Genomic DNA, 25765 nt, shown 5'->3' on the forward strand with positions numbered 1-25765 from the left:
GTGCGGGATGCGCGCGCTCAGCGGCCCCACGTCAGCGCGGCGATGGCCGCGCTGACGACGAGGAAGCACGCCACGAACACCGTGTCGCGCACGCGCCACGGCGAGAGGTGCCGCTCGGTGCGCGAGGGGTGCGCGCCGAAGGCGCGGGCGTCCATCGCGAGGGCGACTCGCTCGGCGTGGCGGATCGCGGAGGCGAGCAACGGCACGATGTAGCCGAGCGCACGTCGCACGGCCGCGACCGGTCCGCGACCGACATCCGTGCCCCGAACGCGATGGGCGGCCCGGATGATCTCGAGCTCGTGACCGAAGCGCGGCACGAATCGCAGCGCGGCCAGCGCTGTGTAGCCGATGCGGTACGACACCCCGAGGTTCGCCACCATCGCGCGAACGAACTCGGGCCCGGTCGAGGTGACCCCGGCGATGAGCGACAGCAGCAGGATCGCGAGGATGCGCAGCCCCGTCGCAAGCCCGACGAGGTAGGCGGCGAGCGTGAAGTCCCAGTCGCCGATCGAGACGAGGGTGACGGATGCCGCCGGCTCGCCGGCCACGCTCGACGGGTCGATCCACACGCCGAACGTCACGCCGAGCACCGCGGCGGCCACGGGGGTGCCGACGAGGAGTGCTGCGGCCGCGCGCCCCGGCAGCCGTGCCCCGATGAGCAGTACCGCCATCGCGAACACGATGAACGCGAGCGGCACGGCGATGCCGCGGCTGAACACGACGAGTACCATCACGGGCAGCGGCGCCGCGAGTTTGGCCAGCGGGTTGAGGGCGTAGAGGAAGTGCGCGGGGTGGTGGGCGCGATGCTCGGAGAACGGATCGAGGGTCGTCGGGGCCGGTGCAGTCGGGTCGGGGGCGGTCGCATCGGGCGCCGTCGCATCGGGCGCCGTCAGGTCGGGCGCAGCGGATGCTCCGGCGCCCGCGAGGCCCTCACGGTCGTGCCCGGCCGCGCCGAGAGGGTCCTCGGCGCCGCGCGCATCGAACGTGCTCACGAGTTCGCCTTCGAAGTGACCGGCAGCTGCGACATCCGCACCACCGAATGCCAGGCGGGGTGCCGCTCGAGGCCGCGAGTGGCGCGGGCGAGCGGCGGGTGACGCAGTCCGGCCTGCTCGATGAGCGGCCCCGCGAGCACCTCGGCGGCCGGGCCCACGCCGAGAAGGCGCCCTTCGGCCATGACCGCGATGTGGCTTGCATGGTCGGCGACGAGCTGCAGGTCGTGGGTGACGACGAGCACGGTGGCCCCGTCGTCGTTCAGGGTGCGCAGCAGGTCGAGGAGCTCGGCGGCGCGTGCACGATCTTGCCCGAAGGTGGGTTCGTCGAGGGCGAGCACGGGGGCGCCGGCGATCAGGGCGGTGCCGACCGAGAGGCGGCGTTTCTGCCCGCCGGAGAGGAGGAAGGGGTGGCGTTCGCGCAGCGCTTCGAGCCCGAAGCGGCGGAGCATCGCGTCGACACCGCGTTCGATGTCGGCGGCGGTTGCGCCCTGCTGGCGGAGGCCGTGTGCGAGTTCTTCGGCGACCGTCGGGGCGATGAACTGGTGCTCGGGGTTCTGGAACACGAAGCCGATGCGGCGCGCTCGTTCGCGGGTGTCGCAGCGGGCCGGGTCGACGCCCAGCACCTCGACCGTGCCGCGAGGCGCAGGGATCACGCCCGCGAGCGCCTGCAGCAGCGTGGTCTTGCCGGCGCCGTTCGTGCCGACGATCGCGAGGAAGTCCCCGGTCGCCACCTCGAGGTCGACGCCGTCGACGACGACCGGACCGCGTCGCCCGCCGCGTCGCACCGAGAGGGCGCGGGCGCGGATCGCGACGCCGGTTCCCTCATCGGCACCGGTTCCTTGGGCTTGTCGAAGGGAACCCCCGCCCTCACCGTCCCTTCCCTTCGACAGGCTCACGGAGCGGAACTCCGGCCGGGGCGCCGATTCGATGAGCGGGGCAGGCAGGGCGGGTTGCGCGTCGAGGGCCGCCGCGAGCTCGGCCGGGGTGAGGGGGAGCGGGTGGAGCACGACCCCGGCGTCGCGCAGGCGCATCCCCGCGAGCGTCGATACCGGCAGCCAGACGCCGAGGGCGGCGAGCTCGTCGGCCCGTTCGCGCAGGGTCGTGCGGGCGGGCCCGTCGATCACGAGCCGCCCATCGGCATCGAGCACGATCACCCGATCGACGATGTCGACGGCGGAGTCGAGGTTGTGTTCGACGAGCACGACAGCATGCTCGCGCTCGCTCGCGAGTTCGCGCAGCACTGCGTAGACCTCGTCGATGCCGGCGGGGTCGAGGTTCGCCGTCGGTTCGTCGAGCACGAGCACGGGCGCCGCCATCGCCAGCGCGCAGGCGATCGCGAGTCGTTGCCGACCGCCTCCAGAGAGCACGTCGGGGTTCTCGGCGCGACGATCCCAGAGGCCGACGAGTTTCAGTGCGCGCTCGGCGCGCCGGCGCACTTCGGATGCCTCGACGAGCTGGTTCTCGGGCGCGAAGCACACTTCGTCGAGCACGGTGGCGGTGACGATCTGCGCGTCGGGATCTTGGAAGACCATGGCGACGTGCGCACTCAGCACGCCGACGGGATGCTCGCGGGTGTCGAGCCCCGCCACGAGCACCGTGCCGTCGAGAGTTGCGGGCACCGCGTGCGGTACGAGCCCGTCGAGGGCCAGGGTGAGCGTCGACTTGCCGCAACCGCTCGGACCGAGGATCAGCACGACCTCGCCGCGTGCGACATCGAACGACACGTCGACCGGGGTGGCGGCCTCCGCGCCCGCATGACGGATGCTCACGTGATCGAGCTCGAGAAGCGGTGCAGAGGGCATGGCTGGGCCTGGCGAGATGGTGGTCGGCGGACGGCCCGCGACGCGGCATCCGTAGTGCTTAGGTCAGCCTAACCTCGTGAGTCGAGCGGATGGGCGTTCCGCTCGAGCCACTCCATGACCGCTGCGAGCGATTCGCTGCCGGCGGCAACACGACGGATGAACGCGTCAGCGTCGGCCGAGGGCCTGAGATCGTACCCGTTGAGGTCGTAGAAGACGAGCGTCACCGCCCACGACAGTCGCTTGTTTCCATCGAGCAACGGATGGTTTCGATTGATGCCGATCATCAAGACCGCGGCCTTCAGATGCGGGCCTTCGTAGACCTCTTCGCCGAATACCGGCATCGGGCCTGCCAAGGCCGACAGGAAGAGCGAGCGGTCGCGGAAATGCAGGCCGCGCCGCTCGAGCCACTCTTCGATATCGAGCGGATCGACGTACTCGGTCACTTCGAGAGCGCTTCGAGCAGAGCCGCGTCGCGGATCTCCATGCGATCGAGAGCGGCGCGCGTGCGCTCGCTCTTCGACAGTCGCTCGGCCCGATCGCGGATCGCGAGGATCGCAACCTCATTCATCGAGCGGTGCTCCTTCGCTGCCAGGGCGCGCAGCAGCGCACTGTCGGCCTCGTCGATGCGCAGATTCATCGCCATTTCGCTTGCCTTTCGGTCGCTTGGTACCACTTTGATACTACGCGGATGTCCCCGAGTGCACCAGCTCTCGCACTGCGGGAATTCCCCGGTCAGCTCCGGTGTTGTACCAGTGTTCGGGTGTGGAATCACCACCCCGGAAGGAGGAGAACGTGGGCATCAGTTATGTCGAGTTCGAGGACGAAGCCGGGATCACGCGTCGCTATCGCAAGCACGTGAACGGCCGGGGCCTCGTTGCCACGACCGCCAAGGTCGACCCGACCGCGTTCGTCGACCCGACGGCCTACGTCGACCCGGGCGCCGAAGTGCAGCGCGGAGCGCAGATCGGCCCGGGCGGCTGGATCGAGGGCGACGCGATCGTCGCCGAACGCGCCGTCGTGGGTGTGAACGCCCATGTCGGCCGCCGTGCCGTCGTCGGCCGCAATGCCGTGCTCGGCGCGTACGCGATCATCGGCAGCGACGCGAGGGTGCAGAACGGCGCCCGAGTGCCGCGCGAGGTCACTGTCGAGGCGGGTGACGAGTACCGCGCCTCGAGCGACGACCTGCGCCGGCTCGGCCTCGCGGCCTGAGTCGCAGCAGCGGCTCCGCGGCGTGATCGCCGCCGAGCCGGCCCGCGGCCCTATTGACGCGCCATCGCGACGCGCATGCGCTCCTCTGGATCGACGAAGTGGTCGTGGTCATCGTCTCCGGCGTCGATCTGCACCCAGTTGATCCTGCCCGTAAAGCGACTGGACTGCGGCGTGTAGTCGGGACTGACGGTCGTACCCGATTCGTACCCGACATCCGTCGTCTCATCGGCCGAGAAGATCATCGGCTGCGTGGTCTCGACTCGCCCGCTGCCGACGGCATCGCCGTCGTAGTAGAGAGTCACGCCGCCGCCCTTCGCGAGGCCGCCGCCGTCGTAGGCGAACTCCATGCGCACCTGGTGCGTGCCGGCCGGAATCGGCTGCTCGGCCGTTGTCGCGAACGACTGGATACCGAGCACGTTGTAGACGAACTTCGCCGCGCCCTCTGACGCGTAGAGGGTCCAACCGCCGAAGCGGCCGCCCTGCGCGATGATCACGCCGTTCGCCCCGCCCTCGGGCGCCTCGACCTCAGCCGTCACCGAGAACGACTTGTTCTTAATGCTGACCACGCTGTTCTCCGACAGGCGCCCCATGCCCGGGTAGAGCAGCTGGCTGTTGCCGCGGATGAGGGTCGGGCGACCCGCCAACTCGGGGTTGAGTCGCTCGCCCGTGCGATCGTCCATCGGCAAGACGTCGTACTTCGCCGCCTCGATCAGCCAGAGTCGCTGCAGGTGCGCGAGCCGCTCGGGTTGCTCCTGCGCGAGGTTCCGTGCCTGGCTGTAGTCCGAGGAGCCGTCGTAGAGTTCCCAGACGTCGTCGTCGAAGGCGTGGGTGTCGGGATCGACGATGAGCCACGGCGTCTTGTGCTTCGTGACGGCGCTCCACCCCCGGTGGTAGACGCCGCGGTTGCCGAACATCTCGAAGTACTGCAGCTCGTGGCGTTCGGCGGCGCCGGAGTCGTTGAACGAGTAGAGCATGCTCGTGCCCTCCATCGGCGACTGCAGCACGCCGTTCACCATTGTCGGCTCCGGCAGGCCCGCGGCCTCGAGGATGGTCGGCGCCACGTCGATGCAGTGCGTGAACTGCGAGCGCAGCCCGCCCTGCTCGGCGATGCCCTTCGGCCAGTGCACGATGGTGCCGTTGCGGGTGCCGCCCCAGTGCGACGCCACCTGCTTCGTCCACTGGAACGGCGTGTCCATCGCCCAGGCCCAGCCGACCGCGTAGTGGTTGTACGAGCTCGGCGTGCCGAACTCGTCCATCTTCGAGACCATGAACTCGGGCGTCTCTATCGCTGCCATGCCGTTGAAGTTCGCCATCTCGTTGAAGGCGCCGTTCATGGTGCCTTCAGCGGATGCCCCGTTGTCACCGATGATGTAGTAGATCAGCGTGTTCTCGAGCACGCCGAGGTCTTCGATGGCGTCGATCACCCGGCCGACATGGTGGTCGGTGTGCTCGAGGAATCCGGCATAGACCTCCATCTGCCGTTCGAGCACGGGCTTCAGGTCGTCGGGCATGTCGTCCCACGCCGTGATCAGCGGGTTGCGCGGCGTGAGCTCCGCGTCTTGGGGAATCACACCGAGCTCCTTCTGGCGTGCGAAGGTCTTCTCCCGTTGCGCATCCCAGCCGTCGGCGAACTTCCCCTTGTATTTGTCAGCCCACTCCTGCGGCACGTGGTGCGGTGCGTGCGTCGCGCCGGGGGCGAAGTAGACGAAGAACGGCTTGTCGGGCATGAGCGCCTTCTGCGTGCGGATCCAACTCACCGCGTGATCGGCCAGATCCTCCGTGAGGTGGTAGCCCTCCTCGGCGGTCGCGGGCGGCTCGACGGGGGTGGTGCCGTCGTACAGGGCCGGCTCCCATTGGTTGTTCTCGCCGCCGATGAAGCCGTAGAAGGTCTCGAACCCGCCGCCGCCCGATGGCCACGCATCGAAGGGGCCCATGGGCGAGGACTGCCAGACGGGCACCTCGTGGCACTTGCCGAACTGCGCGGTCGAGTACCCGTTCAGCTTCAGCGTCATCGCCACGGGGGCCTTCGTGTTCGGCTTCAGTGAGCTGTTGCCGGGTGCCGACGTCGCCGTCTCGGTGATGCTGCCCATGCCGACCGAGTGGTGGTTGCGGCCGCTCAGCATCGCCGCCCGCGTGGGCGCGCACAGGGCCGTGGTGTGGAAGCGGTTGTACTTCAGCCCGCCGGCCGCGAGCTTCTCGGCGTTCGGCGTGCTGCACGGGCCGCCGAACGCGCTCGACGCCCCGAAGCCCACGTCGTCGACGAGCACGATCAGCACATTCGGTGCGCCCTCGGGTGGCAGCAGCGGTTCGATGGGTGGATACGCCGTGTCCGGATCCTTCGCGTCGTAGGTCGTCAGGCCCGGGGCCGGGCGATCCGGGATCGGCAGCATGCTGCGTGAGTGGCGGTCGAGACTCATGACGTTCCCCCAGGTCGTTGATTCGCGGCATCCGTGCGCTCGGCGCCGCGGTCGTCGCAGTGACGATGCGGCCACCGTACCGAAACCGGCGCGACGCCGAATCATCCTGTTCGGGTGATGCGTCGGTGCCCGCTCGCGACGACCCTGAAGCTGGCATGAGGCGCAACGCGCCGCTGCCGGCACTGCCACGAATCGGAGGAATGAAATGACTGAACAGGCGCTGGACGACCTCGGACCGGTCGACTTCCTCGTGATCGAGTTCCCGGCGGGGCAGGCGAACTTCACGGGCGAGATCGCGGAGGAGCTCGTGCGCCTCGTCGACGCCGGAACGATCCGCCTCATCGATGCGATCGTGCTCACCAAAGACGAGAACGGGACGATCGAAGCCGCGGAACTCGCCGACCTCGGCGAACTCGGCCCGCTCGTCGAGCTCGAAACCGAACTCGCCGAGTTGCTCGCCGCCGACGACGTCGAGCAGCTCGCGAACGCGATGGAGCCCGGCAGCGTCGCGGGCGTGCTCGTGTACGAGAATCTCTGGGCGGCGCCGTTCGCCGCGGCGGCCCGGCGTGCCGGTGGCCAGCTGATCGCGAACGGCCGTATCCCGATCCAAGCGATCATCGCGTCACTCGATGCCGATGACGCCCTCGAGACGACAGGAGCCTGACATGCCATTGAGAGCTGCACGAATCGGACGCGTCGGCGTGGTCGGCGCACCGGTCGCGAGAGCGGCCGTCGTCGGAGCGGCGGTGCGCCCAGGACCCGCGCCGGTCGCGAAGGCCGCCGTTGTCGGTGCTGCATTGACGCCCGGACGTCGACGGCGCATCTAGTCGGGGCTCGCGCCGTCGGGGGTTCGCGACGCGGGGGTCGCGTCGACGGGGGATCGGCGTCGACGCGACGCCGAATGCGGGAGTCGTCGTCGCAACGATCGGGGGAGATCATGGTCGCCGAGACGTTCGAGATCCTCGTTCGAGGCGAGGTCGGCGAGATGATCACCGATGAGCTCGAGGGATTCGAGGTCGTCGCGAGCGGCTCGGGTTCGACCCGCCTGCGCGGGCAGGTGCCCGATCAGGCGCGGCTCCTCGGAGTGCTCGACCTGCTTCGCGGCTTCAACGTCGAGATCGAGTCGGTCATGCACGTACCGGCTCGACCGGCTCGACCGGCTCGACCGGCGTGAGCGGCCCGAGCGGCGTGAGTGGCCCGAGCAACCTCAGTTCGCGGGCTTCGGCGATCGCCGCGCTTCGCCCCGAGACCCCGAGTTTTCGATAGATGTGGGCCAAGTGCGTCTTGAGGGTGTTGACCGACACGAAGCACGCTCGTGCCAGTTCGGCGGTGGTCGAGTAGCCGGGCAGGTACGCGAGGATCTCGAGTTCGCGCTCGGTCAGCGGTTCGGTCAGGCCGTCGTTCGCATTCGGAGGTTCGAGCCGGCGTCGCCGTCGCAGGATCGCCGCCGCCAGGCCGTCGTGCGCCGGCGCGAGTTCGGCGACCAACTCGACGACGACGGGGCCCGATTCGAGGAAGACCTCGATGAGTCCGTCGGGTTCGGCGCGACTCAGCGCGGAGGCCGCGAGGTCGAGGGCGCCGCGATGGTCGCCTTCGAGTTCCGTGATCCAGCCGAGCAGTAGCGAGTGTCGGATGTCGCCGAGCTGCCCTGCTCCGGTGAAGAGGCGGCCCGTGTCGGAGAGCATCCGCGCTGCCGCAGCGTGTTCGCCGACGGTCAGGAGCGCGGCGATGGTCTCGAACGCGATCGCGGGCGTCGCGGGCGAGGTTGCTCCGTGCACCCGGAGGCTCTCCCGGGCCTGGCCCGTGCGGCGCAACGCCGTCATCTGCACCGCGACGAGTCGATCGAGGAGAACGGGCGCCGGCCCCGGCCCGGCCTCGCGCAGGGAATGCTCGGCGAGTTCGAGGGCCTCGGGGAAGCGGCCGGCGGCCGCAGCGAGGCGGGCGTGCTCGATGCGCGAGAGCCACAGCAGCTGTGCTCGACGGTTGGCCTCCGCACGGATCGTGCCCTCCCGGAGGGGCGGAGCCGCGGCATCCGGATCACTGCGCTCGAGCGCGACCATCGCCTCGGCGAAGTAGGCATCCGCGATCACCGGATGGGTGAGCAGCCCCGCGGTGGCCGCGAGCTCGAGGACTTCGGCCGCCAGGAGCTCGGCGTCGATGGTTCGCCCGCACCACGCATGGACGAGCGCGAGCGAACCGAGCAGCCCCACCCGGAACGGCGGATAGGAGCTCCCGTCGGTCTCCAGCGCCTGCAGCAGCCAGCGCTCCGCAGCGGCGAGGTCGCCGGCGAGGAAGAGCGATCGGCCGCCGGAACCGACGGCGAGGGTGCGCAGGAGTCGGCGACTCGTGAGGTGCATCAGATCGGGAACGGGCGTGCCCGTCTCGGCTTCCGCATCGGCATCCAGTAGGGCGATGGCCTGCTCCGCCGCGCGGAGCGGCCCAGCAGGGCGGGGGTTCCACTGGGTCGCCGCCGAGATCCACGCGTGGGCGACCATGCGCTGGCCGACCGTGGCGCGCGGGTCGTTCGCCACGGCGCTCATGGTATCGACCGCACGCACCGCGTCGCCCTCCATGCCGACGAGGATGCCGAGTTCGAGCGCGACATCCAACCGCTCGGCTCGAGCCGACTCTGGAACCGCGGTGATCCAGCGGATGACCGTACGCATCTCGCCGCGCTCGAACACATCGCTTCCGCGCGCCATGATGGCGTCGAGCGCGTCGTCCCACTGCCGCGCTCGCAGCAGGTACTCGATCGCCGGAGCGAGCTCACCGTGACGAGCATGGAACTCGGCGGCGCGACGGAGCAGACGAGTCTCCTCCTCGGCGTCGTCGGCGCGAAGCCGGGAGCGGAGCAGGTCACGGAAGAGCTGGTGGAATCGGAACCGCTCGCGGTGGGCGTCGAGTGCGACGAGGAAGACGGATTCGTGTTCGAGACGCTCGAGCAGCCGTTGCCCGTCAGCGCACTCGAGGAGATGGTCGAGGAGTTCGGCGGTCATCGCATCGAGGGTGGACATCTGCAACAGCCGCTCGCGGTCGGCCTCGGGCAGCGCGTCGAGCACTTCTTCGGTGAGGTACTCGGCGATCAGCCGATCGGTGCCGCCGAACTCGGCGACGAAGTCATCCGGTCGCTCGTGGAAGCGAAGGGTGAGTCCGGCCAGTTGCAGGCCGGCGGCCCATCCTTCGGTGCGGGTCATCAGCAACTCGAGCATCGCCGGGGGGATGTCGCGACGGGTGACCCTGGCGAGGAGCTCAGCCGACTCGGGGCCCGTCATCGCGAGATCGGCCTGCCTGATCTCGAGCAACCGGTGCCTGAGCCGCAACCGGCTCCACGCGATGGGCGGATCGACGCGCGTCGAGATGACGAAGTGCACGTTGGGCGGACTCGTCGATGCGAGCCTGCCGAGGTCGGCCAGCAGCGTGCCGTTGGAGAGGTGGTGCAGGTCATCGAGCACGATGACGGTCTCGGGGAATACCTCGAGCTCGGCTGCGAGCGACCGGATCAGCGAGGTGCCCAGGCCTCCTGCGTTCAGCGCGGTCTGCCGTGCGAGCTGCATGACCTCGGGGTTGACCTCGGCGAGCGCCGCGAGCAGACGTCGGGCGAACCGCACCGGGTCGTCATCGGCCGATTCCACGTCGATCCACGCGAAGGCGACGCTCTCGTGCTCGGCGGCCCATTGGCTCAGCAGCACGGTCTTGCCGGCACCGGCCTGGGCGACGACGAGCGTCAGCGGCAGTGAGAGTGCACCGGCGAGGCGGTGCTGCAGTGCTGGTCGTCGGACCAGGTATTCCGAAGCGAGGTGTTCGACCACTCGTGCCCCCACGGACGCGCGCAGCCGTCCCACGGGTCAGTATGCACCGCGCGAGAATTCGCAGCCACGCCTTTCCGACCCCCCGAACGGGGCGCACGCACCACGGCATCACTCGATCCGGGTGATGTGCGATGGCGCGCAGCGGAATAGCTTCGAGCCGACGCGGGCGTGATCGGCACACCCACGGGAGAAGGGAACGGCCGTGACTCTCTGGGACTTCTTGAGCTGGTTCTTCTGGTTCTACATCGCAGTGTCGTGCATCGCCATCTTCATCTCGCTGCTCATCGACGTGTTCCGCGACGACACGCTGGGCGGCTGGGCGAAGGCTCTCTGGGTGCTGTTCCTGCTCGCGTTGCCGTTCCTCGCCGCCTTCATCTACCTGATCGCGCGCGGCAGCAGCATGTCGGCGCGCCGCGCGCGAGGCCGGGAAGTCATCGCATAGCGGGTTTCCACGAGCTCAACCGGCAGGTCGCGACGAACTCGACTCGCAGAGCTCACTTCGTGAGCAGTTCCCCGGCGAGCAACTCGAGCGTCTGCTCGCGGCCGGGGGTCGCGTCTGCGGGCTCGGCGTCGTAGGAGCCGCCGATCGGCGCGAGCATGACCTCGTCGATGCCGTGACGGGCGGCGAGGGTTCGCAGCTCGGCTGCGGCGCTCGCCGGGTCGGCGATGATCCAGCGCTGCTCCATCGCGGCGATGATCTCGTCGCCGATCGAGTCGGTGGGGGCGGCGAGCGCCTCTTCGACCGTCTCGAGGGGCAGCATCGGCCGGTTGGTGCGCAGCCGTGCCATCGAGTGCAGCTGCGGCAGCGCCCGCGCCCGGGCCTCTTCGACCGTCGGTGCCACCGAGGCGTTCACGGTGAGGAACGTCTCGGGCACCGGGTGGGCCTCGCTCGGCTGGTACTCGGTGCGGTAGAGCTCGAGCGCCCGCTCGAGTCCCTCGCCCGAGAAGTGGTTCGCGAAGACGTAGGGCAGCCCGAGCGAGGCGGCGAGCTTCGCCGAGTAGTCGCTCGACCCGAGCAGCCAGAGCGTCGGGACATCCGTCGCCGCCGGCGTCGCCGTGATCGCGTACTCGCGCCCGCTCGTGAGGCGCAGCATGGCGCCGTCGGGGGAGAGCAGCGAGATGATGTCGGCGATGTGGTCGGGGAAGCGGTCGACGTCGGCCGTCGGGCCCGAGATGCGCAGCAGTTGCGTGATCACGGGGTCGCTGCCCGGCGCACGGCCGATGCCGAGGTCGATGCGGCCGGGCGCGAGCGCTTCGAGCGCCGCGAACTGCTCGGCGACGACGAGCGGGGCGTGGTTCGGCAGCATGACGCCGCCCGAACCGACCCGGATGCGCTCGGTCTTCGCCGCGATCGCGGCGATCAGCACGGGCGGTGTGGTCGATGCGACCGAGGGCATGTTGTGGTGCTCGGCGAACCAGTAGCGGGTGAAGCCGAGCCGGTCGGCCAGCTGCGCCAGGCGCACGGATGCCGCGAGCGCGCCCGTACTCGTCTGGCCGCTGCGTACCGGAATCAGGTCGAGCACTGAGAGGCGGGGTGAAGAAGTCATCTCTCTCGGCAACCGGGAGTCGCGGTGCCTTATTCCGGTAGGGCGCCGTATTCCGGTAGACGGAGCTCGAATCGGCGGGATCGCCGCTACGGCACTCAGCTCACGAGTTCAGACGGGAGCTGATCGCGCATCGCCTGGAATGCCGTTCCTCCGGCGCCTCGGGTGGAGAGCGATCCCGCGGACGCCGCCCACAGCACCCGTTCGGACTCGTCTCCGACGCCCGCGAGCATCGCGGCGAGGTACCCCGCGTCGAAGCTGTCGCCCGCTCCCGTGGTGTCCACGACATCGACGGCCAGCCCCGGTGCACGCACCGCCCGCCCGCCGGCCGCAACCGAGATCCCGCCGTCGGCACCGGCTTTCACGACGACGCGCGGGCCGAGCGCGGCGAGCGACCGCGCGGCAGTGACCGGGTCGTCGAAGGGCCGGCCCGCGATCGTGCCCGCAATGGCCAGGGCTTCCTCGACATTGGGGAAGAACACGTCGACGTGGGGCAGCACGGCATCGAGCCCCGCCCAACGATTTGCCGGGTCCCAGTTCGTGTCGAGGCTCGTCGACACCCCGCGGGCACGCAACCAGGCGAGGAGTTCGGGCAGCTCGGCGGCCAGTGCGGGTTGCAGGAAGTATGAGGCGACGTGCACGTGCCGAGGTGCGAGCCGCTCGACCGCGTCACGTACTTTCGCTGCCGTGAGCAAGGGGATCGCCCCCACCGAGGTGAAGATCGTTCGATCGTCGTCGGTCTGAAGGAGGACCGAGAGCCCGGTCTCTTCGGAGGGATCGACGATGAACGACGAGGTGTCGACCCGCCGGTACTCGAGCCGCGCACGCGTGAACCTGCCGAAGTCGTCGTCGCCGATCACGGCGATGAGCGCCGTCGCGACACCGAGGCGGGCGAGGCCGCACGCGACGATCGATGCGCTGCCGCCGAGCAGCAGGGTGGCGCCGTCGAGCAGCTGCTCGGACTGGCCGAACCGCGGCACGGTGTCGCCGGTCAGGATGAGATCGGGATTGGCGTCGCCGACCACGAGCACGTCGGTCGTCTCGGGCGGGGTGGTCTTCGTCACGGCGATCATCCCTTGAGGCCCGAGAACGTCATGGTGGCGATGAACTGCCGTTGGGCGAAGAGGAAGAAGAGGATGAGCGGCAGGGTTGCCACCACATTGCCTGCCATGAGGAGGCTCCATTCGGTGCGTCGGGTGCTTTGGAAGTTCGCGATGCCGAGTTGCAGCGTGAACGCCTGGTCGTTGTTGATCGCGATGAGGGGCCAGACGAGGTCGTTCCACGATCCGAGCAGGGTGAAGATCGCGAGCGTCGCGAGCGCCGGCTTCGCCAGCGGCAGCACGATGCGGAAGAACACCTGCCAACGGTTGCACCCGTCGAGCATGCCGGACTCCTCGAGCTCGACGGGAAGTGAAAGGAAGAACTGGCGCATCAGGAAGATTCCGAACGCGGTCGCGAGCCACGGCACGATCGCGGCCCCGAGGCCGTCGAGCAGACCGAGTTTCGCGAACATGATGTACGTCGGGATCATGAGCAGCTGCGTCGGGATCATGATCGTGCCGATGATGGCGAAGAACCCGAAGGCACGCCCCCTGAACGCGAGGCGCGCGAACCCGTAGCCGGCGAGGGAGCAGAGCACCAGGTTCGAGACGATCGCGGTACCGGCGACGATCACCGTGTTCGCGAGCCAGAGCAGGATGTCGGTCTTCGTGAAGAGGGTCGCATAGCCGTCGAAGGTCAGCGCCGACGGGAAGAACGGCGGAGGGAACGACACGAGTTCCTTCGCCGGCGACAGGGAGGCCATCGCCATCTGCACGAACGGCACGACGAAGACGAGCGCGACCGGGAAGAGGAAGAGGTGCCAGAAGCTGAATCCTCGCCGCCGTCGTCGCTTCGAAGGGCTGCGCGCGACCACTTCGGAGGACGTGGTGATCTCGTGGAGCAGGGTGGTCATCAGAAGGCCTCCAGGTTCCGCTTGCGCGAGTACACGACGATGCCGATCGTGATCGACAACGTCACGGCGAAGAGCACGTACGCGGCCGCCGAGCCGTACCCGAATTCCAGGGAGTGGAACGCCTTCTCCCAGAGGAAGTAGACGATCGTCTTCGTCGCGTCGAGCGGGCCGCCCCGAGTGGTCGTGTAGACGAGGTCGAACAGCTGGATCGCGCCGATCGTCTGCCAGATGGCCACGAACACCGTCACGGGCGTCAATTGCGGCCAGACGACCCGCCAGAAGGTCTGCCAGCGGGTGGCGCCGTCGATGCGGGCCGCCTCGAGCAGCTCGCCGGGAATGTCTTGCAGGGCGGCGAGGTAGATCACGGTCGTGAAGGCCGCCTGGCCCCACAGCGACATGATGGCGATGACGACCATCGCCTGAGACGGGTCTTCGAGCCAGCCCTGCGACGGTAGGCCGAGCGTGCGGAGCACGTTGTTCACGAGGCCGAACTGCGGGCTGAAGAGGTAGGTGGCGAGGATTCCGGTGGCTGCGGCGGAGGCGACGAACGGCACGAAGATCGCGGTGCGGTAGATGCCGATGAAGCGGATGCTCCGGTTCAGCGCCACCGCGAGGAACAGCCCCACCAACACCGAGGCCGGCACGAACAGCACGGTGTACCCGAGGGTGTTCAGCACCGCGTTCCAGAAGTCGGCGTCGGAGATGAGCCCTATGTAGTTCGCGCCGCCGACGAACGTCGGCTCGCTGAATCCGTCCCACTCCTGGAGGGACAGCACGAGCGCCCATGCCGCCGGAAACACCGACAGGCCGAGGATGATGAGCGTCGCCGGGCCGACGAAGCCCCATCCGGTCAACGTGGCCCGGGTGTTGTTGCGGCGACGTTGGCGCGTGGCGGATGCCCCGCCGTCCACGTTCATGGACGGCGGGGCATCCCCCACGGCGGTGCGCTGGGTGGGCATCGAGTGCGTCTCCCGGTATCCGCTACTTCGCGAGGGCGGCGTCGGCGTCGGCCGCTGCGGCCTCGAGTGCTTCCTTCGGATCGCCTTCTCCCTGCAGTACTTCGGAGATCGAGGCGCCGATGGCTTCGGAGAGTCCGACGTAGCCGGGGATCGTCGGACGAGGTTGCTCGGCGTTCACCGAGTTGCTCGCCATGATGTCGAGTCCGGGGTAGGTCGCGACCTGCTTCGCGAACGCCTCCGACTCGATCTCAGACGATCGCAGCGGGAGATTGCCGAGTGCGACGTTCCATCGCTCATCCTGCTCGGCCTCGGTCAGCCACTTCGTGAACTCGTACGCCCAGTGCTCGCGGTTCGTGTCCTTGTGATCGAAGAGGGCCCAGATGTCGGCGCCCGACACTGTCTGGTGGTCGCCGTCGGTGCCGGGCAGGATCGTGACGCCGTATTCGGTGCCCGCGGTCTTCAGGTCGTACAGCTGCCACGGACCGGAGGTGATCATGCCGATCCGGTCGCTTGCGAACAGCTGTCCGAACTTCGTGTCGGTCTGGTCGAGATAGATGCTCTGGTCCTCGACCGCCATGTCGCGGAGGAATGTGAGCGCCTCGACACCGGCTTGGTCGGCGAACTCGGCGGTGGTCTGGTCCTCGGAGAGGATCGCACCGCCGTTCTGCCAGAGGTGCGGCCAGAACTGCCATGTGGTCTCCTCGGAGCCCGAGACCGAATACGCGTAGCCGTACGTGCCGTCGTCGGCATCCGTCAGTTGCTTCGCCGCCTCGCGAAAGTCCTCCCACGTCCAGTCCTCGGTCGGGTACGCGACGCCTGCTGCGTCGAAGACTGTCGTGTTGTAGATGAGGGAGAGGTTGTCGGTGATGGCCGGGAAGCCGATGGTCTTCTCGCCCGTCGGCTGCACCGTCGCTCGCGACGAGGCCGAGAACTCGTCCCATTTCAGATCTGGGTCGGAGACCTTGTCGCTGATGTCGAGCGTGCGACCCGAGCCTTCGAGCTGTCCGGCCCACGAGCCGAACGCGTAGGAGATGTCAGGGTATTTGTCGCCGGCGAATCCGGCGGAGAGCTTCTGAAGCAGGTCTTCGGTCGAGGAGGCGCCGGGGGTGACCTTGATCGTCACGTTCGGGTGCAGCTCCTCGAACTCGGCGGCAAGTCCCTCGAGGAGGCTCTGCGCCTCATCGGCCTGCCCGCTCCACATCTCGATCTGTACGGGAGCATCGACATCGAGCTTCGTCGCCCCTTGCGGTGCGGCGCAGCCGCCGAGGGCGAGCAGTACGGATGCAGCTGTGACCATGCCAAGGGTCGGGGCGAGTGCGGATCGGCGGGAGTTGCCATTCATCGTTGAATCCTCTTCCTGGTGGTGCTGACGGTGCAGGACAGGTGGATCGTGCGTTCGCGGTCGACGGCACCGCGGTGGTTCATTCCTCGCGCATGCGCCCGCCGAGCGAGGCCGGAAGCACCTCGGCGTGCGCGACGGTGAGCTCGTCGCAGAGTGCCCAGATCTGGGCAGGTGTCAGGGTGGAACTGGCATTGGGGTCGACGAGCACCGCTCGACGGACGAGCTCGGGGTCGCCGGTTCGCGCAGCTTCGATCGTGAGTTCGGCCACCGAGAGGTACATGCGATTCAAGGCGGCGCCCTGCACCGGGATCGCACCGTACTGCAGCGGCCGGACCCCGCTCGCGTCGACGACGCTCGGCACCTCGACGACCGCGCCGCGGGGGAGATTGTCGATGAGGCCGTGATTCACGACGTTCGCGTGGATGAGGCGCTCGGTTCCCGTGAGCACCGAATGGATGATCTGCGGTGCGTACTCGGCCGCTTCGTTCTCGAGCGGCAGGTCGCGACCCTGCGCGAGCGCGGACTTCGCGGCCTCGAACTCGGCTACGTTCTCCTCGGAGATGCCGAGGTACTCCGACGGCTGAAGGCGGAAGCGTTCGATCTGCGCGTCGGATCGAAGGAACCAATCGAGGTACTCCGACGAGTGCTCGCTGGTCTCGGTGGGGTAGTAGCCGATGCGCCGGAAGATCTCGACCCGCGCGCGACGTTCGAGTTCCGGATCCTCGGCGATCCGCGCACGGAGGGCAGGGTAGAGGCTCTCGCCGTCGCGCGAGAATTCGAGGAGCCACGCCTGGTGGTTCACCCCGGCGGCGCGATAGTGCGTGCCCTCGACCGGCACTCCGATGAGCTCGCAGAGGTCGTGCACGGTCCAGTACACGCTGTGACAGAGGCCGACCGTCTTGATCTCGGGTGCGACCACCGACATCCACCACACGTTCATCGCCATGGGATTCGTATAGTTGAGGAACCAGGCATCGGGGCAGAGCTCGCGCATGTCCCGGGCGATCCCCGAGAGCACGGGAAAGGTGCGGAGACCTCGGAACACGCCGCCGACGCCCGTCGTGTCGCCGATCGTCTGGCGCAGGCCGTGCCGAGCCGGAATCTCAAGATCGAGCCGGGTCGCTTCGATGCCGCCGACCTGGATCATGTTGATGACGAAGTCCGCGCCGTCGAGTGCTTCGCGGCGATCGAGCGTCGCTGTGAGCTCGACCGTGCGGCCGAGTCGCGTCGACACCTGCTCGGCGGTGCCGCGGGCGACCGCCAGCCGTTCGGCGTCGATATCGTGCAGGGCGATGCTCAGTGTCGGCAGATCATCGAAGCGGAACAGATCTGCGAGCAACTGGCGGGTGAAGACGACGCTCCCGGCGCCGATGAACACAACCTTGGGCATGCCCTCGATGATGCGGGCGAATGCGCAATACGCGCAACCTTTTGCGCAATCTGCCGCTAAAATGATCATTCGAAATGATCAGCCGGCCACGAAGGCCGGGAAGGAGCCCCGTATGGCCATCACCGACGCCGCGTCGCAGATCCCACGTGTCGGATCGGGCAAGCGTGCGCGCCGAATGGTCGAGATCCTCGATCTCGTCGCCGCCCGCGGCACAGTGAAGCTCGACGAGTTGGCCGCCGTGCTCGGGGTCTCCGCCGCCACCGCGCGCCGCGACCTCGCCGATCTCGCCCAACAAGAGCTGCTCATCCGCACGCATGGCGGCGTCACCGCGGTCGACCGCGGCGAGGAGCTCCCCGTGGCCCTGCGCGACACTCGTTTTCACGAGGCCAAGACTCGCATCGCCCGCACGATGGCCGCGCTCATGCCCAGTGGGCGGCATGCCGTCGCCCTGTCCGGCGGCACGACGACGGCGAGCGTCGCACGGGAACTCGCGAACCATCGCGACCTCACGATCGTGACGAACTCGCTCACCATCGCCGGGCTCATCTCGAGCCACCCGCAGCTCAAGGTGATCATGACGGGCGGCATCCTGCGGCCGCAGTCGCTCGAGCTCGTGGGTGTGCTGGCCGAGAGCACCTTCACCGCCGTCAACATCGGCACGGCGATCCTCGGCGCCGACGGCATCTCCGCCGCGAACGGAGTCACCACCCACGATGAGACGGAGGCGCGCACCAACCACGCGATGGTCGCGAAGGCCCAGCGAACCGTCGTGGTCGCCGACGGCTCGAAGGTCGGGCGTGTCGCCCTCGCGAAGATGGCAGACGTGGATCAGGTCGCGATGCTCATCACGGACCGCTCCGCAGATTCCGACGAGATCAGGCGCATCGCCGCAGCCGGCGTCGAGGTGGTCATCGCCGACGGATGACTCGACGGGCGCAGGCGGCAGGCAGGGCTGGCCCTGAGCCGATCGGAGGGCCGACCCTGAAGCAGCGCCGCCGGCATCGAAGTTGGATGAGGATCGTCGCGAGCGCCGCCGGAGATCCGTGCGGCCGTCGAGCGCCGCCCTCGAGGCGCGCATGGGCCCGCGACGATCCCGAAAGGAACCATCCGTGAACACCCCTGTGCCCTCGGCCGTGACGACCGACATCACTGAAGCACCGGCGCGCTACGAGGACGTCACCACGCTCTCCCTGCGCGAAGCCCTCGCGCTCCTCGACGCTCGCGTCGCGGGCGAGGTGCTGATCTCGGGCGACCCGCGCTGGGACGATGCCCGCGCCGCCTGGAACCTCGCCATCGACCAGCGGCCGACCGCGGTCGTCATCGCGAGGAGTGCCGCCGACATTGCACACACTGTACGCACCGCGAGGGGCGTCGGGCTCGCGGTCGCCCCGCAGGGCACCGGCCACAACGCCGGCCCCCTCGCCGCCCGCGACGGACTCGCCGACGCGATCCTGCTGCGCACGCACGAGTTGCGCGGAGTCGAGATCGATGTCGAGGCACGAATCGCGCGGGTCGAGGCAGGCGCGCTCTGGGGCGATGTCGTCGCCGCGGCCGCACCCCTTGGGCTCACCGCACTCGCCGGCTCCTCCCACGACGTCGGCGTCGTCGGCTACACCCTCGGCGGCGGGCTCAGCTGGCTCGGCCGCTCGCACGGCCTCGCCGCGAACCACGTCGTCGCGATCGAACTCGTCACGGCCGATGGCGAGAACCGCCGCGTCGACGCCGAGCACGACCCCGAGCTGTTCTGGGCGCTGCGCGGTGGCGGCGGCGACTTCGGCGTCGTCACGGCGCTCGAGTTCCGGCTCTTCGAGGTCGCCGAGCTGAGTGCCGGCATGCTGCTCTGGCCGATCGAGCGCACCGAAGACGTGCTCGCGGCCTGGTCGGCCTGGACCGACGAGCTCCCGACCTCGGTCACCTCGGTCGCGCGTGTGCTGCGCCTGCCGCCCATGCCCGAGCTGCCGCCGTTCCTCTCCGGGCGTTCGCTCGTCGTCGTCGAGGTCGCGATGCAGGAGGGCGCTGTGCGCGTCGACGAGCTGCTCGCACCGCTGCGCGCCCTCGGGCCCGAGATCGACACCGTGCACCCGCAGCCCACGGCCGAACTGCTGCAACTGCACATGGACCCGCCCGAGCCGACTCCCGCATACGGCGACGGCATGCTGCTCGCCGAGTTGCCGCCGGCCGCGATCCGCGCATTCGTCACCGCGGTGGGGCCGGATGCCTCGTCGGCACTGCTCTCGACCGAGATCCGTCACCTCGGGGGCATGCTGTCGCCGGGGGTCGCGCGCGCCGCGGCATCCGCGCAGGCAATGCCCGAGCCCGGTGTCGTCGCGGGCTTCGACGCCGGCTACGCCGTCTACGGAGTCGGCATCGCGATGCCGGGCGCGGGCGACGCGCTCGCGGCATCCCTCGGCCGCCTGCTCTCGCGTATCGAGCCGTGGCGTGCCGAGAGCGACTACCTGAACTTCGCCGAGCACGAGCGCCCGGCCGAGCGCCTCTTCGGAGAGGAGCTCGAACGGTTGCGCGCAGTCAAGCACGCCGTCGACCCGACGCGGGTGATCCGTTCGAATCATCCCGTCGGCTGAGCTTGGGGGTGTCGCTCGCGCTCCGGCCTTCATAGGCTGGGGTGTGAGCGACCTCGCTGTCGCACGATCTTGGGGGAGAAACGATGACCGTACATTACGCATTGCCCACGGCAGCGGATTTCGTAGTGCTGGCGGGAGTGCATCACCCGTCGATCACGATCTACGCATCGACCTCGCCCGTCGTGAGCGAGCGTGAACGCGCAGAAGTCGCCGTCAAGAGTTCGTTCGACGAGGCGATCGAACGGGTGAAGGCGTCGGGCGCCCCGAACGCCGAGCTCGAGGCGCTCCGCCGGGAGCGCGATGCCGTGATCGGCGACCAGCAGGTGTGGGCCGGACTCGCCCGGTCGATCGCGATCTTCGTGGCCCCCGGGTTCAACGAGGTGTTCGTGCTGCCGAACCGCCTCGACGACGCCGTGCACGTCGGCTCGCACTTCACCCTCGGCCAGCTGCTACGGGCGCCGAGCCAAGACCAGGAGGCGTTCGCCCTCACCCTGTCGGCCAATGAATGGTCGCTCTGGCATGCGACGCCGACCGATCGTGCGGTGCCCCTCGACGTCGACGAGTCGCACGACAAGAGCCTCGACGATGCCATCAACCGCGACCCCGAGAACGACGACAAGCCGCGCGGCGGCAAGCACGGCGATCGCGGCGTTCAGGGCGACGAGCGCCGAAAGGGCTTCTTGGAGCTCTACGCGAAACGTGTCGCCGATTCGACGCGTCAGGAGCTCATGCGGCGCGACCCCGAGGGCAACGTGCCGCTCTTCGTCTTCGCCGCCGAACCGCTGCTCAGCCTCTTCATCGACCGGATCCGGAATGGTCGCCGCGTCGTCGGCGTCGCCGGCGCCCCCGACCGGCTCGGCGCCGCCGAGATCGATGAGGCGCTGCGCGAACAGCTCGGCCGGCTGAACGTCGCCGAGGCCGATGGGGCGCTGCGCGAGCTCACCGAGGGTGCCGCCGGCCGCGTCGAACGAGATCTCGCCGCGATCGCCCGTGAGGCGGCCGACGGCGCGGTCGAGGTGTTCTGGTTCGACTTCACCACTTCGGTGAACGGCACGCTCGACCGCGAGTCGGGCGCCATCGAGTTCGCGAGCGAGCACGGCACGGGTGAGCAGTTGGGTGACGGCACCCACGCCGGTGACCTGCTGCCGCAACTCGCGCTGCTCGTCATGGCGAAGGGCGGCAAGGTCGTCACGGTGCGCAGCTCCGATCTCGACGGCACCGTGTGGTCGGGGCCGGCGATGGCCGAGCTCAGGTACGCGCTGGCGTAGCTGCTACGCCTGCTGGCGGAGCTCTCGTCCGCTCGACGAGGCTGCGGGGTGCGGCAATTGCTGCGGGGTGCGGCAGCTCAGCGCAGGGCGCCGACCCGCTCGCGCAGCGGAAGCACGAAGCCCTCGCGCCAGCGGAACCGAATGACGATCTCCTGCGCCGGGGAGTCCTCGATGATCGCCTCGACGGTCGCCTCGGTAAGCACCCGCGCGGCCCCATCGCGCGGCGGGGTCTCCCGGATCTCGAGCCACAGGCTTTCGGGATGGGGCACGACGCCGGGGTTGGCGGCGATGAGCTCGAGCTTCCAGCCGGCACTCGCGCAGAGCCCGGAGCCGGTGACGCGAATGAGGCGGATGCCGCTGCTCTCGATGACGGTCGCGTCGAAGTCGGCGGCTGTGAACTCGCAGTGCTGCTCTTCGTTCATTCGGCTGAAGCTACGCCCGCAAAGGTGAGGCTGCCTCAGTGCTGGCGCTGAAATGAGACGCGCCGATACCGTCTCGTTCCACCGGCTCACGGCGGCTCGAGGCATCCATCGAATCGTCCCTATGCTGTTGGCATGAGATTCGGAATGTTCGTTCCCCAGGGCTGGCGTCACGATCTCGTCGGCATCGAGCCGGCCCAGCACTGGCAGACGATGCGCTCGCTCGCCGAGTACGCCGATGCGCCCGGCTCGGCCTGGGAGTCGATCTGGGTCTACGACCACCTCCACACCACGCCCGTGCCCTCGGTGACCGAGGCGACGCACGAGGCGTGGAGCCTCATGGCGGCGTACGCCGCGTCGACCTCGCGCGTTCGCCTCGGCCAGATGTGCACGTGCATGAGCTACCGCAACCCCGCGTACCTCGCGAAGGTCGCGGCCACGGTCGACATCGTCTCGGGCGGGCGGGTCGAGATGGGCATCGGTGGCGGCTGGTACGAGCACGAATGGCGTGCCTACGGCTACGGCTTCCCGCCCGTGCCCGAGCGCCTCGGACGCCTGCGCGAGGGGGTCGAGATCATGCACCAGGCCTGGACCACCGGCTCCGCCACCCTCGACGGGAAGTACTACCAGGTCGACGGGGCGATCGTGCAGCCGCAACCGCTGCAGCCGGGCGGAATCCCGCTCTGGATCGCCGGCGGCGGCGAGAAGGTCACCTTGCGCATCGCCGCGAAGTACGCGTCGTACACGAACTTCACCGGCACGCCCGAGGAGTTCGCCCACAAGAGCGAGGTGCTGCGCGCGCACTGCGAGAACCTCGGCACCGACTTCGAGGCGATCACCCGGTCGTCGAACTTCCACACCGTCGTCGGCACCGACGAAGCGGATGTCGCTCGGCGCCTCGCTGCCATCGAGGCGCGGGTCGCGCCCTTCCTCGGACCGGAGAAGACCGCGGACTACCTCGCCGACCTCCACGCGCCGAATGCCGCGGTCGGCACGCCTGCCCAGGTGGTCGCGAAGCTCGCCGAGCGCCGAGAACTCGGCCTGGAGTACTCGATCCACTACTTCCCCGAGGCGGCCTACGACCGCTCGGGGCTCGAGTTGTTCGCGGCGGAGGTCATCCCCGCCCTGCGGTAGCCGTGGGGCGCGTCAGCGCAGCCCGCGCATGAGCAGGCCCAGCATTCGCGGCAGGTTGTCGGATGCCTCGGCGCGGGCGTCTGCCCCGACGCCCGGGCGCGACGCGGCCCACGCGAGCGAACCCGCCATCACGAAGAGGTCGCGGGCCGAGACATCCGCTGACACCGCGCCCTGTTCGCGTGCGCGCTCGAGGAGTCGGCCGGTGGTGTCGACGAGGCTGGAGCACGAGGCGCCGAGGGGCGATTTCTCGTTGTTGATCGACTGGGCGATCGAATCGGGCAGGCCGTCCCACGTGTTCGAGTGGCGGGCGATGGCGAGCATCCAGGCATCGAGCGCGGCGCCCGCGTCGTCGTCTGCGAGCAGGCGCTCACCGAGTTGGTTGATCTCGAGGCGGCTCTCGACGAGCGCGGCCTCGAGCAGGCAGTCGCGATTGGGGAAGTGCCGGTAGAGCGTGCCGGGGCCGACGCCCGCGCGACCCGCGATGTCGTCGAGCGATGCTTGCGTGCCGTGCTCTGAGAATGCCTGGCCGGCGACCTTCACGATGGTTTCGTAATTGCGGCGCGCGTCGGCGCGCATGGGCCGCGACGGTGCGGCGGCTTCGATGCTCACGGTTCCTCCTGCGGGGTCATGTGACGACCCTCTTGACAAAGCGGAGACTGTCTCCGTATTGTCGATTCGACAAGGGGAGACTCTCTCCGGATATCAGCCTAACCCAGCGAGACCAGGAGCACCAGCAATGAGCGAAGCGCCACCAGCGACCGTCGCCGAGACACCCGCCCCAGACGGGGCGCAGAGCCGCGACGGGGCGCAGGGCCGCGACGGGGCATCCGTCGGCGCCGCGCCATCCGTCGGCACGAAATCAGCCGTCACCGGCCCGGCCGCGACCCGCCTCAAGGGCCGCACCCTGCTCGGCCTCATCGTCGTCTTCATCACCCAACTCATGCTCGTGGTCGACGCGAGCATCGTGAACGTCGCGCTGCCGCACATCCGCGACGAGCTCGGCTTCAGCCCCACCAACCTGTCGTGGGTCGTCACGGCCTACGCGCTCGCGTTCGCCGGCCTCATCCTCTTGAGCGGACGCATCGGCCAGATGACCGGAGCGCGCCGAGCACTCATCATCGGCACGCTGATCTTCATCGCGGCATCCGCGCTCGGCGGCTTCGCCGTGAATCCCGAGATGCTCGTCATCGCCCGCGTGCTCCAGGGTGTCGGCGCCGCGCTCGCCGCGCCCAGCACGCTCGTGCTGCTCATGGAGAACACCGTGCCGGGCGCGCAGCGCAACCGCGCGATGGCGCTCTTCGTGCTCGCCTCCGGGTCGGGCGGGGCGATCGGCCTCATCCTCGGCGGGGTGCTCACCACGACCCTCGGCTGGGAATGGGTGATGTTCGTCAACGTGCCGATCGGCCTCGTGATCGTCGCCGGCGCGATCGCCTTCCTGCGCGAGACGTCGCGCACCCGGGCTCGCCTCGACGTCGGCGGTGCGTTCACCTCGACGCTCGCGATGGTCGCGCTCGTCTACGGCTTCACCGTCGCCGCGGAGTCCGGCTGGCTCGACCCGCGCACGCTCGTGGCTTTCGGCGTCGCGGCGGCGTCGCTCCTCGCGCTCGTGCTCATCGAGCGGCGCCATGCGAGCCCGGTGGTGCAGCTCGAGTACTTCCGCTCGCCGCGCACGGCCGTGCCGTTCTGGGTCATGCTCTTCGTGCCGGCCGGCATGTTCGGCTTCTTCTACTTCGTGACGATCTTCACGCAGAACGTGCTCGGCTTCGACCCCCTCGGCACCGGCCTCGCGCTGCTGCCGTTCGTCGCCAGCATGCTGATCGTGAACCAGCTCACGCCGCGGCTCGTCGCCCGCCTGGGCGAGCGGGTGGTCGCCCTCACCGGACTCGCTGCCCTCGCGGGTGGCATGCTCTGGATGGCCCAGCTCGGCACCGCGAGCACGTTCCTCAGCGGCATCCTCGGCCCGGCCATCGTGCTCGGCCTCGGCGCCGGACTCACCTTCGCACCGATCACGTCGATCGTCATGGCGCAGACGCCCTCCGACGAGACCGGGCAGGCTTCGAGCCTGCTGCAGGGCATGCAACAGCTCGGCGGCTCGATCGGCGTCGCGGGCCTCACGACGGTCTTCGCGGCAGTCGCGGTGGCCGGCGGCGAAGCGCGAGGCATCGCCGCGGCGCTCATCGGCGGCACGGTCTTCCTGACGGTCGCGTTCGCGCTGTTCGCGGTCTGGGGCCGGCGGGCTCCGGTCGAGGGGGCGGCGGATGACGCGGAGCGAGCGGATGACGCGGAGCGAGCGGATGACGCGGAGCGAACGGATGACGCGGAGCGAGCGACGGCGCCCTTCAGCCGGTGACGGGTTCGTGGTTCGCGGCTCGAGCGAGCGCTCCCGAAGCCGCCGATCTCGCGGTCGGCGGCCAGCCGGTCGCGGGGCGCGCGGTGCCCGCGTCGTCTGCGATCGCGGCGTAGGGCAAGGCGAGGAGGTCGCCGGCCACGAGGTCGCCGGGCAGGTCGATCGTCGTGAGCTCGCGACATCCGCCCGCCGTCGCACCGATCGTCGTCGGAGTCACCCGGGCGATCGACGCGCGACCGATGAGCCGCGCTTCGGCCCATACGGGTTCGAGTGGCGTGAGGTCGGCATCGATCGTGATGGTGCGAACGTCGTGGGCAGCGGATGCCTCGAGCACCTGCACCACGACGACGCCCGTCTGCTCGGAGACCGAGGCGAGCCGGCCGTTCGTGCCCGGCGCGACGGAACGGCCGATGTGCACCGCCGGCGTGCCGCAGAGCTCGGCGAGGCGGCGCAGCGAGACGCCGCCCACCGAGACGTCGGCCGTGCTGGCCGTCGTCGCATGCGGCCAATGGTCGACCGCCAGTGGGTCGGGGATGGAACGGCGCAGCGTCGGCAGGATGCGCGTCAGGGTCATGCCGCTCCCCGGCTCGGCCCGCT

General features: G+C 69.3%; 24 protein-coding genes. 9 read left to right on the forward strand and 15 right to left on the reverse strand.

The genetic code is table 11. The features are described from left to right. Positions 1 to 17: 17 nt before the first annotated feature. The 4 genes from AC1C2S_RS10750 to AC1C2S_RS10765 all read right to left on the reverse strand — a co-directional run bounded on the left by AC1C2S_RS10750 (position 18) and on the right by AC1C2S_RS10765 (position 3437). Positions 18 to 992 carry an energy-coupling factor transporter transmembrane component T gene (locus tag AC1C2S_RS10750; RefSeq protein WP_495352512.1) on the reverse strand — a complete coding sequence of 325 codons (975 nt, stop codon included), beginning with the start codon at positions 990 to 992 and terminating at the stop codon, positions 18 to 20. Continuing rightward, entirely contained in the window at positions 989 to 2794 is a 1806-nt protein-coding gene (locus tag AC1C2S_RS10755) for an ABC transporter ATP-binding protein (protein ID WP_495352513.1), read from the reverse strand. The genes AC1C2S_RS10750 and AC1C2S_RS10755 overlap by 4 nt, the downstream gene beginning before the upstream one ends. Before the next feature lie 68 nt (positions 2795 to 2862). Further along, complete coding sequence (locus AC1C2S_RS10760; RefSeq protein ID WP_495352514.1) at positions 2863 to 3237, reverse strand: type II toxin-antitoxin system death-on-curing family toxin; 375 nt, start codon at positions 3235 to 3237, stop codon at positions 2863 to 2865. Further along, the gene (locus AC1C2S_RS10765) at positions 3234 to 3437 is read right to left on the reverse strand and encodes a hypothetical protein (RefSeq protein WP_495352515.1); all 204 of its coding nucleotides are present in this window, start codon (positions 3435 to 3437) and stop codon (positions 3234 to 3236) included. Before AC1C2S_RS10765 ends, AC1C2S_RS10760 begins: the two co-directional genes overlap by 4 nt. Positions 3438 to 3586: 149 nt before the next feature. On the opposite strand from AC1C2S_RS10765, the gene AC1C2S_RS10770 reads away from it, so the two are divergent. Then, the gene (locus AC1C2S_RS10770; protein ID WP_495352516.1) at positions 3587 to 4003 is read left to right on the forward strand and encodes a transferase; all 417 of its coding nucleotides are present in this window, start codon (positions 3587 to 3589) and stop codon (positions 4001 to 4003) included. Between the two features lie 50 nt (positions 4004 to 4053). On the opposite strand, the gene AC1C2S_RS10775 is transcribed toward AC1C2S_RS10770, so the two are convergent. Beyond that, positions 4054 to 6420, reverse strand: a complete 2367-nt coding sequence (locus tag AC1C2S_RS10775; RefSeq protein ID WP_495352517.1) for an arylsulfatase — start codon at positions 6418 to 6420, stop codon at positions 4054 to 4056. A gap of 205 nt (positions 6421 to 6625) precedes the next feature. On the opposite strand from AC1C2S_RS10775, the gene AC1C2S_RS10780 reads away from it, so the two are divergent. Both AC1C2S_RS10780 and AC1C2S_RS10785 read left to right on the forward strand, forming a co-directional pair. Continuing rightward, positions 6626 to 7084, forward strand: a complete 459-nt coding sequence (locus AC1C2S_RS10780; RefSeq protein ID WP_495352518.1) for a DUF6325 family protein — start codon at positions 6626 to 6628, stop codon at positions 7082 to 7084. Positions 7085 to 7357: 273 nt separating this feature from the next. After that, on the forward strand, positions 7358 to 7594 hold the full coding sequence (locus tag AC1C2S_RS10785) for a DUF8691 family protein (protein ID WP_495352519.1): 237 nt from the start codon (positions 7358 to 7360) through the stop codon (positions 7592 to 7594). Here the strand turns inward: AC1C2S_RS10785 and AC1C2S_RS10790 are convergent. Further along, the gene (locus AC1C2S_RS10790; RefSeq protein WP_495352520.1) at positions 7548 to 10229 is read right to left on the reverse strand and encodes a winged helix-turn-helix domain-containing protein; all 2682 of its coding nucleotides are present in this window, start codon (positions 10227 to 10229) and stop codon (positions 7548 to 7550) included. The two genes, AC1C2S_RS10785 and AC1C2S_RS10790, sit on opposite strands and share 47 nt — an antisense overlap. Positions 10230 to 10431: 202 nt before the next feature. Between AC1C2S_RS10790 and AC1C2S_RS10795 the strand changes: the two genes are divergently transcribed. Beyond that, entirely contained in the window at positions 10432 to 10671 is a 240-nt protein-coding gene (locus tag AC1C2S_RS10795) for a PLDc N-terminal domain-containing protein (protein WP_495352521.1), read from the forward strand. A gap of 52 nt (positions 10672 to 10723) precedes the next feature. Here the strand turns inward: AC1C2S_RS10795 and AC1C2S_RS10800 are convergent, their stop codons facing one another. From AC1C2S_RS10800 to AC1C2S_RS10825, 6 genes are all read right to left on the reverse strand, one after another. Beyond that, entirely contained in the window at positions 10724 to 11776 is a 1053-nt protein-coding gene (locus tag AC1C2S_RS10800; RefSeq protein WP_495352522.1) for an LLM class flavin-dependent oxidoreductase, read from the reverse strand. A gap of 95 nt (positions 11777 to 11871) precedes the next feature. Then, a complete protein-coding gene (locus AC1C2S_RS10805; RefSeq protein ID WP_495352523.1) occupies positions 11872 to 12837 on the reverse strand; it encodes a carbohydrate kinase family protein in 966 nt (321 codons plus the stop codon). Positions 12838 to 12842: 5 nt separating this feature from the next. Continuing rightward, complete coding sequence (locus AC1C2S_RS10810; RefSeq protein ID WP_495352524.1) at positions 12843 to 13727, reverse strand: carbohydrate ABC transporter permease; 885 nt, start codon at positions 13725 to 13727, stop codon at positions 12843 to 12845. Further along, positions 13727 to 14686: a carbohydrate ABC transporter permease gene (locus AC1C2S_RS10815; protein WP_495352525.1), complete on the reverse strand. Its 960-nt coding sequence runs from the start codon at positions 14684 to 14686 to the stop codon at positions 13727 to 13729. The genes AC1C2S_RS10810 and AC1C2S_RS10815 overlap by 1 nt, the downstream gene beginning before the upstream one ends. Positions 14687 to 14708: 22 nt before the next feature. Then, a complete protein-coding gene (locus tag AC1C2S_RS10820) occupies positions 14709 to 16028 on the reverse strand; it encodes an ABC transporter substrate-binding protein (protein ID WP_495352526.1) in 1320 nt (439 codons plus the stop codon). Positions 16029 to 16107: 79 nt separating this feature from the next. After that, positions 16108 to 17418: an alpha-glucosidase/alpha-galactosidase gene (locus AC1C2S_RS10825; RefSeq protein WP_495352527.1), complete on the reverse strand. Its 1311-nt coding sequence runs from the start codon at positions 17416 to 17418 to the stop codon at positions 16108 to 16110. A 112-nt stretch (positions 17419 to 17530) separates the two neighbouring features. Here AC1C2S_RS10825 and AC1C2S_RS10830 point away from each other — a divergent pair, with 112 nt between their 5' ends. The 3 genes from AC1C2S_RS10830 to AC1C2S_RS10840 all read left to right on the forward strand — a co-directional run bounded on the left by AC1C2S_RS10830 (position 17531) and on the right by AC1C2S_RS10840 (position 21268). Further along, on the forward strand, positions 17531 to 18343 hold the full coding sequence (locus tag AC1C2S_RS10830) for a DeoR/GlpR family DNA-binding transcription regulator (protein ID WP_495352528.1): 813 nt from the start codon (positions 17531 to 17533) through the stop codon (positions 18341 to 18343). 184 nt (positions 18344 to 18527) lie between these two features. After that, entirely contained in the window at positions 18528 to 20000 is a 1473-nt protein-coding gene (locus tag AC1C2S_RS10835) for an FAD-binding oxidoreductase (protein ID WP_495352529.1), read from the forward strand. An 83-nt stretch (positions 20001 to 20083) separates the two neighbouring features. Then, a complete protein-coding gene (locus AC1C2S_RS10840) occupies positions 20084 to 21268 on the forward strand; it encodes a baeRF3 domain-containing protein (protein ID WP_495352530.1) in 1185 nt (394 codons plus the stop codon). A 77-nt stretch (positions 21269 to 21345) separates the two neighbouring features. Here AC1C2S_RS10840 and AC1C2S_RS10845 read toward each other — a convergent pair whose 3' ends face one another. Further along, a complete protein-coding gene (locus AC1C2S_RS10845; protein ID WP_495352531.1) occupies positions 21346 to 21690 on the reverse strand; it encodes a hypothetical protein in 345 nt (114 codons plus the stop codon). A 132-nt stretch (positions 21691 to 21822) separates the two neighbouring features. Here AC1C2S_RS10845 and AC1C2S_RS10850 point away from each other — a divergent pair, with 132 nt between their 5' ends. Then, positions 21823 to 22821, forward strand: a complete 999-nt coding sequence (locus AC1C2S_RS10850; protein WP_495352532.1) for an LLM class F420-dependent oxidoreductase — start codon at positions 21823 to 21825, stop codon at positions 22819 to 22821. Positions 22822 to 22833: 12 nt separating this feature from the next. On the opposite strand, the gene AC1C2S_RS10855 is transcribed toward AC1C2S_RS10850, so the two are convergent. After that, entirely contained in the window at positions 22834 to 23430 is a 597-nt protein-coding gene (locus AC1C2S_RS10855; RefSeq protein ID WP_495352533.1) for a TetR/AcrR family transcriptional regulator, read from the reverse strand. Between the two features lie 127 nt (positions 23431 to 23557). On the opposite strand from AC1C2S_RS10855, the gene AC1C2S_RS10860 reads away from it, so the two are divergent. Further along, the gene (locus AC1C2S_RS10860; RefSeq protein WP_495352534.1) at positions 23558 to 25171 is read left to right on the forward strand and encodes an MFS transporter; all 1614 of its coding nucleotides are present in this window, start codon (positions 23558 to 23560) and stop codon (positions 25169 to 25171) included. Here AC1C2S_RS10860 and AC1C2S_RS10865 read toward each other — a convergent pair. Then, positions 25161 to 25742: a hypothetical protein gene (locus AC1C2S_RS10865; protein WP_495352535.1), complete on the reverse strand. Its 582-nt coding sequence runs from the start codon at positions 25740 to 25742 to the stop codon at positions 25161 to 25163. The genes AC1C2S_RS10860 and AC1C2S_RS10865 overlap by 11 nt on opposite strands. Positions 25743 to 25765 lie beyond the last annotated feature (23 nt).

It is taken from the genome of Agromyces sp. Y782, from assembly GCF_059445405.1.